This window comes from Agrobacterium tumefaciens str. B6 (assembly GCF_001541315.1).
Taxonomy (GTDB): domain Bacteria; phylum Pseudomonadota; class Alphaproteobacteria; order Rhizobiales; family Rhizobiaceae; genus Agrobacterium; species Agrobacterium radiobacter.
Map to the genome: position 1 here is coordinate 14,600 of NZ_LMVK01000013.1, position 12,800 is coordinate 27,399.

Annotated in this window: 12 protein-coding genes; all 12 read left to right on the forward strand. The window is 60.7% G+C overall.

Annotated elements, in window-relative coordinates; genetic code table 11:
• Positions 1-44: 44 nt before the first annotated feature.
• Positions 45-509, forward strand: coding sequence for a hypothetical protein (locus tag ASB65_RS13275; protein ID WP_060724213.1), 465 nt, complete (start codon positions 45-47; stop codon positions 507-509).
• A gap of 4 nt (positions 510-513) precedes the next feature.
• Positions 514-1,203, forward strand: a complete 690-nt coding sequence (locus ASB65_RS13280; protein ID WP_060724214.1) for an ABC transporter ATP-binding protein — start codon at positions 514-516, stop codon at positions 1,201-1,203.
• Positions 1,200-2,633 carry an ABC transporter permease gene (locus ASB65_RS13285; protein WP_060724215.1) on the forward strand — a complete coding sequence of 478 codons (1,434 nt, stop codon included), beginning with the start codon at positions 1,200-1,202 and terminating at the stop codon, positions 2,631-2,633. The genes ASB65_RS13280 and ASB65_RS13285 overlap by 4 nt, the downstream gene beginning before the upstream one ends.
• A 264-nt stretch (positions 2,634-2,897) precedes the next feature.
• Positions 2,898-3,356 (forward strand): DUF1801 domain-containing protein, encoded by a 459-nt coding sequence (locus tag ASB65_RS13290; RefSeq protein WP_060724216.1) that lies wholly within the window; start codon positions 2,898-2,900, stop codon positions 3,354-3,356.
• A 260-nt stretch (positions 3,357-3,616) separates the two neighbouring features.
• Positions 3,617-4,669 (forward strand): NAD(P)-dependent alcohol dehydrogenase, encoded by a 1,053-nt coding sequence (locus tag ASB65_RS13295; protein WP_060724217.1) that lies wholly within the window; start codon positions 3,617-3,619, stop codon positions 4,667-4,669.
• Between the two features lie 373 nt (positions 4,670-5,042).
• Positions 5,043-5,927, forward strand: coding sequence for a helix-turn-helix domain-containing protein (locus ASB65_RS13300; protein ID WP_060724286.1), 885 nt, complete (start codon positions 5,043-5,045; stop codon positions 5,925-5,927).
• 97 nt (positions 5,928-6,024) lie between these two features.
• Positions 6,025-6,936, forward strand: a complete 912-nt coding sequence (locus ASB65_RS13305; protein ID WP_020813002.1) for an ABC transporter substrate-binding protein — start codon at positions 6,025-6,027, stop codon at positions 6,934-6,936.
• A 69-nt stretch (positions 6,937-7,005) separates the two neighbouring features.
• A complete protein-coding gene (locus ASB65_RS13310) occupies positions 7,006-8,508 on the forward strand; it encodes a sugar ABC transporter ATP-binding protein (protein WP_060724218.1) in 1,503 nt (500 codons plus the stop codon).
• Positions 8,498-9,475: an ABC transporter permease gene (locus ASB65_RS13315; protein ID WP_060724219.1), complete on the forward strand. Its 978-nt coding sequence runs from the start codon at positions 8,498-8,500 to the stop codon at positions 9,473-9,475. Before ASB65_RS13310 ends, ASB65_RS13315 begins: the two co-directional genes overlap by 11 nt.
• A 39-nt stretch (positions 9,476-9,514) precedes the next feature.
• The gene (locus ASB65_RS13320) at positions 9,515-10,246 is read left to right on the forward strand and encodes an SDR family oxidoreductase (RefSeq protein WP_060724220.1); all 732 of its coding nucleotides are present in this window, start codon (positions 9,515-9,517) and stop codon (positions 10,244-10,246) included.
• Between the two features lie 91 nt (positions 10,247-10,337).
• Positions 10,338-11,948 (forward strand): FGGY-family carbohydrate kinase, encoded by a 1,611-nt coding sequence (locus ASB65_RS13325; protein ID WP_060724221.1) that lies wholly within the window; start codon positions 10,338-10,340, stop codon positions 11,946-11,948.
• A 56-nt stretch (positions 11,949-12,004) separates the two neighbouring features.
• Positions 12,005-12,730, forward strand: a complete 726-nt coding sequence (locus tag ASB65_RS13330) for an SDR family oxidoreductase (RefSeq protein WP_060724222.1) — start codon at positions 12,005-12,007, stop codon at positions 12,728-12,730.
• Positions 12,731-12,800 lie beyond the last annotated feature (70 nt).

The window sequence follows — 12,800 nt, forward strand, 5'->3', positions numbered from 1 at the left end:
CGGACGACGGACGATGGCAGACCTTTTCAAGAAGGAGAATGGTCATGAGCAAGGCTGATCGGGCGCAATTCAACCGTCGCCAGACCCTGGGTCTCATTGCCGGTCTGCCGCTGCTGGCCGCTGGTGCGCGCGCGCAGGCGAACAGCGACATTACCTTCGACGAACTCTATGGCAAGGTCAGCGTCCTCGGGCTGGAGTTTTCCGAAAAGGTCAAGCAGTTGAACGGCAAGGAGATCGCCATGCGCGGTTTCATGGCGCCGCCGCTGAAGGCAGAAGCGCAGTTTTTCGTGCTGACCGAAATACCCATGTCGATCTGCCCCTTCTGCTCGACGGATGCCGACTGGCCGGACAACATCGTTGTCGTTTATCTCGGCGAAAAACAGACTTTTACCCAGCCGAGCCAGACAATCGAAGTGCGCGGCACGCTGGAAACGGGTTCCTGGACCGATCCGGATACCGGCTTCGTCAGCCTGCTGCGCATCCGCCAGGCAGAATACGCGACGGTTTGAGACCATGCTGTCCCTGAAGATAGATGATCTTGCCGTATCCTTTCCCGGTTTGTCGGCACCGGTTCTCGTTCTCGACGGTCTGGAAATCCCTGCCGGTAGCCGCGTTGCGCTGACCGGTGGTTCCGGCTCGGGCAAAAGCACCCTGATCAACATCATCGCCGGCCTTGAGCGTGTTCAGGCCGGCCGCGTTGTCTGGGGAGAAGAGAACATTGCGGATCTGCCCGAGGGTCGGCGCGACCGCTGGCGCGCCGCCAATATCGGCCTCGTCATGCAGGAGTTTCATCTTTTCCCCGGCCTTTCCGCGCTGGATAATATCCTGCTGCCCGCCCGCCTGTCGCGCGCGGCGAATGCGGACCTCATGAAACGCGCGGAATCCCTGTTTGCGACTGTCGGCCTCAAACGCCCGGGACAGCACGTTGAGACCATGTCGCGCGGTGAAATGCAGCGTGTCGCTATCGCCCGTGCGCTGCTGCGCAGTCCCGGCGTCATCATTGCCGACGAACCGACCGCAAGCCTCGATCTCGAAAGCGGCGAGGCTGTCGGTGATCTCTTGCTTTCCGTTGCGGCCAGCACCGGCAGCACGCTTATCGTCGCCAGCCATGACCAGCATCTTATCGGCCGCCTCGACCGGCGTCTCACCCTCAGCGGCGGCCGTATCGTCACCGATACCGAGCGGAAGGAGATTGCGGCATGATCGGCTTCATCCTTGCCGACCTGCGCCGCCTTTGGCTGGGTGGTATCGTCGTGGTTCTCCTGGTTGCGCTCGCCACCGCGCTTGGCGTTGCGGTCACGCTGCAGGAGCGTTCGCTGCGTCTCGGCAGCGCCCGTGCCGCTGATAAATTCGATCTCGTTATCGGCGCGGCCGGCAGCGAAACCCAGTTGATCCTTTCCTCCATTTTTCTGCAGGCCGCACCGCTGCCGCTTGTGGACGGCGCTGTTCTGCCGAAGCTCGCCGCCGATCCGCGCGTTGCCTGGGCGGCACCTGTCGGGTTTGGCGATTCCTTTGCCGGATACCCGATAGTCGGCACGACGATGAGCCTCGTCAGCAACACGACATCAGGTTTTGCCGAGGGCAGGATGTTCGCGCTGGAAGGCGAAGCCATACTCGGGGCTGCCGTCGATCTGTCTCTCGGTGCTGAGATCAAGCCGATGCACGGCACCGCCGAGACCGGCGGCCACACCCATACCGAGATCGCCTATAAAGTCGTTGGCAAATTGCAGCCCACCGGCACGCCCTGGGATCGCGCCATTCTCGTGCCGATACAGGCCGTGTGGCACGTCCATGGTCTCGGTCATGATCATGGCCATGATGAAGGGCATGAGGATGGCCATGCGGGCGCGCATGATGAAGAACATCACCACGGGGACGGTCACGATCACGCCCATGAAGGCGAAGAACATCACGAAGATGGTGATACGCATGCCGAAAGTGAGGCGGATCATGCCGAAGCCGCTGTTCAGCTGGTGGTCTCGCAGGGACAAAAGCATGCTTTGGCCCTCGGTCCCGCCACTTCGGCGCATGTGGAGTCTGACCATCAAGGCGGCATCGATGCGGATGCGCCAATCGTGGAGACTTTTGGCGAGGGCGCGCCCGGCCTGCCGGCCATTCTCGTCAAGCCCAAAACGATCGCCGACGCCTATCGCCTGCGGCAGGAATACCGGACCGGTAATACGCTTGGCGTTTTCCCGGGCGAAGTTCTGACGGGTCTCTATGCGACGCTCGGCGATGCCAAGATGGTGCTGAGCGCGGTTGCCGCCGGTTCGCAGGGGCTGGTGGCGGCGGCGCTGGTGCTGGTGACGGTGATCCATGTCGGGCAACGACGCAGGCAGATCGGCGCATTGCGGGCATTCGGCGCGCCGCGCGGCTCGGTATTCGCCATCGTCTGGCTGGAGCTTTTCTTGCTGGTGGTGCTCGGTGTCGGCATCGGTTTTCTGGTCGGATTGGGCGCTGCCCATATCGGCGCACAACTCTTTACCGCAAAAAGCGGCGTCATCCTGCCGGTTGGCTTCACCCGCGAAGATTTGCGTCTTGTACTGTTCCTGCTGGGCTTTGCCGCGGTTCTTTCGGCGATACCGGCTTTGCTCGCCTATCGTCAGTCTCCAGCCGCCGCCCTCCGCGCCTAGCCTCGGGCAGGGTGCCGCAGCCTGCGCTTTTTTTGGATTGATCGAATGGCGTGCAAGTCCGGGCGATTGGCACGGTCTAGTCCGTCAGCGTTTTGATAGCCACGCCGACACATCGACGCTTCCGCCTCAAATATGCTCTCCAAGGCGTAAAGCATGAGCACGCACATAAAATATAGTTTTTTTACTGTGGCCGCTTTTTATGGCAGGCTTGTGTCGAGGCTTGGGAAAACAGCGGGAACCGCGTAATACCGGGAGGGAACCGAGATGGTCGAAAAGAAGCCGGGGAAATCTGCCGAAATCGCGCAAACCGAGCCGTACGCTGCTGCGCCGACACTTCTTTCGGGCGGCAATCCGCAGATTGCCAAGGGATATGGCGACGGCCCGGTGCAGGCCTATATTGCCGCCATGCCGGGTTGGAAAAGTCCGGTCGGAGCGCGTATCGATGCGCTGATCGAAAGCCTCGTGCCCGGTGTGCGCAAGGCCGTGAAGTGGAATTCGCCCTTTTACGGCATGGAAGACGACGTCTGGTTTCTCAGCCTTCACTGTTTTACGAAATATATCAAAGTGACCTTTCTCAACGGCGTATCTTTACAGCCCTTGCCACCCGGCACCTCCAAGCATCCGAAGGTTCGTTACCTCGATATCCATGAGGGTGCGTTTGATGAAGCGCAGTTTGCCGACTGGGTGCGGCAGGCGAGCGCCTTGCCCGGCGAAAAAATGTGAGCGATTTGGTTCGCCGGCTCGGCAGGCTTGGGAGCGGGTGAAGATCGCGGAATGCGGTGGCGAATCACGCCGTCTTTCCTCACCTTCAAAGGCCGCGCCGCGCTGGGGATGATGAGAAATCGCAGGCTCCTCGATACAGTTTTTCCGTCGCGAAGAAAAACCGGCCGATCCGGCCGATTTCTGTTTACTTTTGCCGATGTTGCACGCCATCACGCTTGCTGAACTCGCTGCCAGGCGTATCGCAAACCACGGAGGATGAGATGAAGGCACTGGTGCTGGAAGAAAAAGGCAAGCTCTCGCTCAGGGATTTTGATATTCCCGGTGGAGCAGGATCCGGTGAACTCGGGCCGAAGGATGTGCTTATCCGCACCCATACGGTCGGCATCTGCGGCTCTGATGTCCATTATTATACCCATGGCAAGATCGGTCATTTCGTCGTCAATGCGCCCATGGTGCTCGGGCACGAAGCGTCTGGAACCGTGATCGAAACCGGTGCCGAGGTAACACACCTGAAGGCTGGTGATCGCGTCTGCATGGAGCCCGGCATTCCCGATCCGACATCACGCGCCTCGAAACTTGGCATCTATAATGTCGATCCCGCTGTCCGCTTCTGGGCGACGCCGCCGATCCATGGCTGCCTGACGCCTGAGGTCATTCATCCTGCCGCCTTCACCTACAAGCTGCCCGACAACGTGTCCTTTGCCGAAGGCGCCATGGTCGAACCCTTCGCCATCGGCATGCAGGCGGCGCTCCGGGCGCGTATCCAGCCGGGTGATATCGCCGTGGTAACGGGTGCAGGCCCGATCGGCATGATGGTGGCGCTCGCAGCACTTGCCGGCGGTTGCGCGAAGGTCATCGTTGCCGATCTTGCCCAGCCGAAGCTCGATATCATCGGCTCCTATGATGGCATCGAAACCGTCAACATTCGCGAACGCAATCTCGCAGAGGCCGTTTCGGCTGCGACCGACGGATGGGGTTGCGATGTCGTCTTCGAATGCTCGGGCGCCGCACCCGCCGTGCTTGGCATGGCGAAGCTGGCGCGGCCCGGCGGCGCGATCGTGCTGGTCGGCATGCCCGTCGATCCGGTTCCGGTCGATATTGTCGGCCTGCAGGCCAAGGAACTTCGGGTGGAGACGGTTTTCCGCTATGCCAACGTCTATGACCGCGCCGTGGCGCTTATCGCGTCCGGCAAGGTGGACCTGAAGCCGCTGATTTCCGCGACCATTCCCTTTGAAGACAGCATTGCCGGTTTCGACCGTGCGGTTGAAGCACGGGAAACGGATGTGAAACTGCAGATCGTGATGCCGCAGTAACGAACGAAGCCAGCCGCTGATGATTGAGCGGCAGAGAAGTTGCGGAAAAGTATGAGTGTAGCCTGTCGGCATCCGGCAGGCTACACGTCAAAATTTCAACGAAAATCGCTTCCGGTTGCGCATTCTTTGAGCGCATCACGCCAAATTGAGCGGAAAAGTCGGCCCCATCGCCGCGTTTATGGTCAGCCCTTTCGGGCGACTCTTCAATTTTCGACAAAAAAGAGTCAAAAAAGTATCGGTAATTTCTTCGGCGTGATGTGGATGTACCGCAGCCGCCCGCCATATGCTCCTCATCAACGCCTGGGACGAGCCATAAAGAGGAAATGGCTGCTGTCCGCAAATACGGCGGACGCGACTGATGGGAGGAACCATGATGCAGCCCGATCTGGAACTGGTGCACATCCGCAAGGGCGAATCCTTCGCCGCCTGGCGGCACGGCTATCCGTTCCGCACCGTGCGCTGGCATTATCATCCCGAATACGAAATCCACCTCGTCGTCGCCACATCGGGCACGTTTTATATCGGTGATTTCGTCGGTCGCTTCGGCCCCGGTCAGCTCATCATGACCGGTCCCAATCTCCCCCAGAACTGGATCAGCGAGATCGAGCCGGACGAAATCGTGCCGACACGTTCCCTCGTGATCCAGTTTCCGGAGAGCTTTATCGAGGATGCCTGCACTTCCATGTCGGAAATGGAAGTGGTGCGCGGCCTTCTGGATCGCAGCCGCCGCGGCATTCTTTTCGATGATGAGACCAGCGACCGCGTCCGCCCGCTGATCCTCCGGTTGATCGAAGCGCAGGGGCTGACGCGTCTGGCGCTTTTCTGGGAAATTCTCGATCTCTTGGTCAATGCCCCGACATCGGAGGTGCTGGCGAGCCTTAGCTACGAGTTGGATCTGACCGGCATCGGCGACAGCGGCATCAACCGTGCTCTGTCGCATCTACGCCAGCATCTGACCGAGCAGGTTGAGGAAATCGATCTCGCCGACATGGTGGGTCAGAGCCCGAGCGCCTTTTCCCGCGCCTTCAAGCGCCACACGGGAACGACGCTGGTGCGGTATCGCAATCAGTTACGCATCGATCTTGCCTGCCAGATGCTCCTGGCGGATCAGGATGTGAAGGTGGCGGAGGTCTGCTACGATGTGGGCTTTTCCAACCTTTCGAATTTCAACCGGCATTTCCTGAAGCTGAAGGGAATGTCGCCGTCGAGGTTCCGAACCATATTCGCAGCCCAGAAGGCAGCGGTCATGGCGGAGTAAACCAGCGACACATCGCCGATTTTTACCAATTCGGGCAGAGGGCTGTCCGGAACCGGGCACCTGTTGCCCCAACTTTCCAAACGGGAGGAAAAGTGAGATGAAAATGAAATCCAAGTTTCTGATGGCGACAGCCGCAATTGCAATGATGGCCGCTCCGGCGCTGGCGCAGGAAAAGCTGAAGATCGGCATGACCTTCCAGGAACTGAACAACCCCTATTTTGTATCGATGCAGGAAGCCCTGAAGGAAGCCGCCGCAAGCATTGGCGCAGATGTCGTCGTCACCGATGCCGGCCACGATGTGGCAAAGCAGATTTCCGACGTTGAAGACATGCTTCAGCAGAAGATCGACATCCTGCTCCTGAACCCGACCGACAGCGCCGGCATCGAAGCCGCCGTTCACGCTGCCAAGGCCGCCGGCGTGACTGTCGTCGCCGTCGACGCCAACGCCAATGGCCCGGTCGACACCTTCGTCGGCTCGAAGAACCGCGACGCGGGTTACCAGTCGTGCAAATATCTCGGTGAAGCCCTCGGTGGTAAGGGTGAGGTTGCTATCCTCGACGGCATTCCGGTCGTGCCGATCCTGCAGCGCGTCGAAGGTTGCAAGGCGGCTCTTGCAGAATTCGCAGACATCAAGCTGGTCGACACGCAGAACGGCCGTCAGGACCGCTCCGTTGCTCTCGGCGTCGTCGAAAACATGATTCAGTCGCGTCCGAACCTCGCCGGTATCTTCTCGGTCAACGATGGCGGTGCGATGGGTGCACTCGCTGCGATCCAGGGTTCCGGCAAGGACATCAAGCTGACCTCGGTGGACGGTGCGCCGGAAGCGGTGAAGGCAATTGCCGACGGTGGCCCTTTCATCGAAACCACCGCGCAGTTCCCGCGTGACCAGGTTCGTGTCGGTCTTGCCATGGCGCTCGCCCAGAAGTGGGGCGCACGCGTCGTGCCGAAGGAAGTCCCGATCGACGTCATGGTCGTTGACAGCAAAAACGCCGGCGAGTTCAGCTGGTAAGATCGCCTCCCAGGTCCCGTCCCCGCTTCGTGCGGGGGCGGGGCAGTCCCGACCATCGAGGAGGGTGAAATGCTGGAACTGAATGGAATAAGAAAAAGCTTTGGCAAGATCGAAGTCCTGCGTGGCGTCGACCTTCAGGCGCGCGCCGGTGAGGTGCATGCGCTTCTAGGCGAAAACGGCGCCGGCAAGTCGACTTTGATGAAGATCCTGTGCGGCATTCTGCAGCCCTCGGAGGGGACGATCCGCATCGACGGCAAGGATCGCCGCTTCGCCAATTATGATGAGGCGATTGCCGCCGGCGTCGGCATCGTGTTTCAGGAATTCAGCCTGATCCCCTATCTCAATGCCGTGGAAAACATGTTCCTCGCCCGCGAAATCCGCGGGCCGCTGCGCCTTCTCAACAGGGGCGCGATGCGCAAGCGCGCGGCAGAGATCATGAGCCGGCTGGCCGTGGATGTGCCGCTCGACGTACCGGTGCATCGTCTTTCCGTTGCCCAGCAGCAATTTGTCGAAATCGCCAAGGCGCTGTCGCTGGATGCCAGCATCCTTGTTCTTGACGAGCCGACCGCGACGCTCACCCCGTCTGAGACCGAGCATCTGTTCAAGGTCATGCGCGAACTGCGGCGTCAAGGCGTGGCGATCATCTTCATTTCGCATCATCTGGAAGAAATATTCGAGATCTGCGACCGCATCACCGTTCTGCGCGACGGTGAACTGATCGGCTCCTGCCTGACGTCGGAGGTCGATAATGACCGTCTCGTCGAGATGATGGTCGGCCGACGCATCGAAGCCAATTTCCCGCCGAAGCCGCAGCTCGATCCTTCCGCCGAAAGCGTGATTGAAGTGGAAGAGCTGCAATTGAAGAAGGGCGGCCCCGTCTCGCGCTTTGCGCTGCGCAAGGGTGAAATCCTCGGCTTTGCCGGGCTTGTCGGTTCAGGCCGCACCGAAACGGTGCTGGCCATGCTCGGCGCGCATTCCGCATCGCGCCGCAAGATCAAGGTCGATGGCGTGGACACGCGTTTTTCCGGCCCCGATGAAGCGTTGATGCGCGGCATCGGCCTCTTGCCGGAAAGCCGCAAGGAGGAGGGGCTGATCACCAGCTTCTCCATCCTGCAGAATATTTCGCTGAACAATTACCGCAAATACCGCAGGGCGCACTGGTTCCTCGATCTCAAAAAGGAACTGGAGCACACGACGAAGGCCATGGCACAGGTGCAGGTGAAGGCGCAGGGGCCTTTTGCCCGCGTCGACACGCTGTCCGGCGGCAACCAGCAGAAGATCGTCATCGCGCGCTGGCTGAACCATGACATGCGCGTGCTGATCTTCGACGAGCCGACACGCGGCATCGATGTCGGCGCGAAGGCGGAAATCTATTCGCTCATGCGTGAATTCGCCGCCAAGGGCCATTCGATCATCATGATCTCCTCGGAGCTGCCGGAAGTGATCGGCATGTCCGACAGGGTCTGCGTCTTCCGTTCCGGCGGCATCGTCGCCACGGTCGAGGGCGAAGACATCAATTCAGAAACAATAATGACAAACGCCACCACCGGGAGAGTTGAACATGTCGCTTGATGCAAACACCGGCACAGCCGCGAAAACGGGCGGTTTCAGTCTCGGCGCCATGTTGCGTTCGCCGCTCGCCTTGCCGCTGGCGGGTCTCATCGTCGTATCGATCCTCATGGGGCTTGCGGGCGACAATTTCTTCAGCGTCAACAACATCATGACCGTGCTGCGGCAGGTTTCCGTCGTCGGCATTCTCGCCGTGGGCATGACCTTCGTCATCCTCACCGGCGGCATCGACCTTTCGGTCGGCGCGGTCATGGCGCTTGTCGGCACGCTGTCGGCCGGCCTGATGGTGAATACCGGCCTGTCGCCCGCGGTTGCTTTGCCAGCTGGCCTTTTCATCGGTCTCGGCATCGGCATCTTCAACGGGGCGCTTGTCGCCTGGGGCAAGATGCCCGCCATTATCGTGACGCTTGCCACCATGGGCATGGCGCGCGGTCTCGGCCTCATTTATTCCGGCGGTTACCCGGTCAGCGGCATTCCGAGCTGGATTTCCTGGTTCGGCGTCGGCCGTATCGGTGTCGTTCCGGTGCCTGTCGTGATCATGGTGGTGATTTATGCCATCGCCTGGGTGCTGTTGCAGCGAACGGCTTTCGGCCGTCATGTCTATGCACTTGGCGGAAACGAGCTGGCGGCCCGTCTTTCGGGCGTGAAGACCCAGCGCGTCAAGCTTGCGGTCTATGGCATCTCGGGCGTCACGGCAGCTTTTGCCGCGCTCATCCTCACCGGCCGCTTGATGAGCGGTCAGCCCAATGCCGGTGTCGGCTTCGAACTGGACGCCATTGCGGCGGTCGTTCTCGGCGGCACGGCGATTGCAGGCGGCAGGGGTCTCATTCTCGGCACGCTCATCGGCGCGGTGCTGCTCGGCATCCTTAATAACGGCCTCAATTTGATGGGCATCAACCCCTATCTGCAGGATGTCATCAAGGGCGGCATCATCCTGCTGGCCATCTATATCGGGCGCGAATGGCGCTGAGCCGGCCCGGAAACATCTTCATAAACGCAGGAGAATTAAATGTCTGAATCGCTGCAAGGCAAGATCGCAGTCATCACCGGCGCCGCATCCGGCATCGGGCTTGCCACATCAGAGGCGCTCTTGGAACAGGGCGCAACCGTGGTCATGGTCGACTGGAACGAGAAAGCCTTGAATGGTCTGGTCGCCAAGCTTGGTGACCGCGCTATCCCGCAGGTGACGAACCTGCTCGATGCCGACAGCTGCAACGCCATGATCCCGGAAATCCTCGGGAAGGTCGACCATATCGACATTCTCTATTGCAATGCCGGCACCTATATCGGCGGCGATCTCACGGAGACGACGCCCGAAGCCATCGACAAGATGCTGAACCTCAACGTCAACGCCGTCATGAAGAACGTTCATGCCGTCGTGCCGCATATGTCCGAGCGCAAGACCGGCGATATCATTGTCACCTGCTCCATCGCCGGCCACTTCCCGACCTATTGGGAGCCGGTCTATTCGGGCTCGAAATGGGCGATCACCAGCTTCGTGCAGGGCATGCGCCGCCAGATGATCCCGCACGGCGTGCGAGTCGCGCAGGTTTCTCCCGGCCCGGTCGTTTCCGCACTTCTGGCTGATTGGCCCGAGGAAAACCTCCGCAAGGCCAAGGAATCGGGCAGCCTGATCGATGCGAGCGAAGTGGCCGATGCCGTCATCTACATGCTGACGCGCAAGCGCACCGTCACCATCCGCGACATGCTGGTCTTGCCGACCAACTTCGACCGCGTTTAAAAACTTCTGGAGCGGCGGGAAAACCGGAAACGGCCCCCGCCGCTTAAAATCTGTTCAAGCACCGGATGATCCGCTCCGAGGAGTATCGTAAATGGCTTCCTATCTTGTTGGCGTCGATGTCGGGACCGGCTCGGCGCGGGCCGGTGTCTTTGATGTCGCGGGCAAGCTTCTCGCCACCGCCAAGCGCCCGATCACCATGCACCGCGAAGATGGGGGCATTGCCGAACAATCGAGTGGTGAGGTGTGGCAGGCCGTTTGTGATAGTGTGCGGGGAAGCGTGTCACGCGCCGGGATCGATCCGGCTGAGGTTGCCGGCATCGGTTTCGACGCGACCTGTTCGCTTGTCGTGCGTGGTGCTGATGACGAGACTGTGCCGGTCGGCGCTACCGATCATCCCGAACGCGATATCATCGTCTGGATGGATCACCGCGCCGTGGAACAGGCGGAGCGCATCAACGCCGGCGAACACGCCGTCCTGAAATATGTCGGCGGCCGTATTTCCCCGGAAATGCAGACGCCGAAACTGCTGTGGCTCAGCGAAAACAGGCCGGAAATCTACGCCCGGGCCGAGCACTTCTTCGACCTGACGGATTTTCTGACATGGAAGGCTTCCGGCGCGCTTGATCGCTCCGCCTGCACGGTCACCTGCAAATGGACCTATCTCGCCCATGAGAACCGTTGGGATGCGGACTATTTCACCCGCATCGGGCTTGGTGATCTCGCGGAGCAGGGCTTCCGCCGCATCGGTGAAAGCGTCGTTCACCCCGGCACGGCGCTGGGCAAGGGTCTCACCGAAGACGCTGCAAAAGCCATGGGGCTGGTTGCAGGCACCGCCGTTGCCGCAGGCCTGATTGACGCCCATGCCGGCGGCGTTGGCACGGTGGCAGCGGGTGGTGACGCCTCGCGATGCCTCGGTTATGTCTTCGGCACTTCCTCCTGCACCATGACCACCACAGCCGAGCCCGCCTTTGTGCCTGGCGTCTGGGGTCCCTATTATTCCGCCATGGTTCCCGGCGCATGGCTCAATGAAGGCGGTCAGTCCGCCGCCGGCGCGGCCATCGATTACCTGGTGCAATTGCATCCGGCCTTTACCGAGGCGAAGGCGCTTGCCGAGAAGGATGGCAAAGCCTTGCCGGTCTGGCTTGCCGACCGCGCCCTCGGCCTTGCCGCTTCCGTTTCCGCCGTAGCTGAGATCGCCGAGGATTTTCATGTGGTGCCGGAATTTCTCGGTAACCGCGCGCCCTTCGCCGATCCGCATGCCCGCGCGGTCATTGCCGGTTATGGCATGGAGACGGGCGTGGATTCGCTCGTCGCGCTTTATGTGGCGGGGCTTCTGGGCCTCGGTTACGGGCTTCGTCAGATTATCGAGACGCAGGCCCGCAATGGTGCGCCGGTGGAAACCATCAGCGTCAGCGGTGGGGCGGGCGCTCATCCGCTTGCTCGGCAATTACTGGCGGATGCGACCGGCCTTCCCGTCGAACTGACCGAATGCGAGGAGCCAGTGCTTCTCGGTTCGGCCATGCTGGGTGCCGTTGCCGCCGGAACCTATCCCGACCTCATCGCCGCCATGCCGGCGATGTCGCGTATCGCCAGCAGCGCAACGCCAGATCCTGATTTTCAAAAGGTTCATCAGGGGCGTTACGACGCGTTTCTTGCGCTGCAGAATGCGGCACGCGCCATTCGTTCCGCCAGCCATTCCTGAAACGCGTCACAAGCTTAGATCATCCGGCCGTATCGGCCGCAAATAACGAGGGTTCCATGCAGTTTTCCGGAAAATCCGTCATCATCACCGGCGCAGGAAAAGGTATCGGCCGCGCCTGTGCGCAGCTGATGGCCGCGCGCGGTGCGGAAGTGGTGGCGATCAGCCGCACGCAATCAGATCTCGACAGCCTGAAAAGCGAAATCGGCGGCCGTTCGATCCGTGTCGATCTTGCCGATGTCGCCGCCACCCGCGCCGCGATGGCGGAGGCTGGCCCCTGCGATTTCCTGATCAACAGCGCCGGCATCAACGTGCTGGAAAGCGTGCTCGACATGAGCGATGCGGGTTATGAAGCCGTGCTGGGCATCAACCTGCGTGCGGCCCTTATCACCTGCCAGGAATTTGCCCGCGCCCGCATCGCAAATGGCGGCGGTGGCGCCATCGTCAACATCACGTCTATCGCCGGCCATCGCGGTTTTCAGGATCACCTGTGTTATGCAGCGTCCAAGGCAGGGCTTGAAGGTGCAACTCGTGTTCTCGCCAAGGAGCTCGGCCCCCATGGTATTCGCGTCAACGCGGTTGCGCCGACCATCACGCTGACCGAACTCGCTGCCGAGGCCTGGAACGACCCCGCAAAGAGCCAGCCGATGATGGTTCGTCATCCGCTTAACCGTTTTGCCGAAGCGGAAGAGGTGGCGCAGAGCATCGCGCTGCTGCTCTCGGACGACAGCAAGATGATTTCCGGCGCCGTCTTGCCCGTCGATGGCGGTTTCCTCGCCGTTTGAGACAGGCAACGGCGGAAATCAAGGCGCATTGCTGAAAACCATCAAACCTGATGCGCGGGGTGCAAGATGC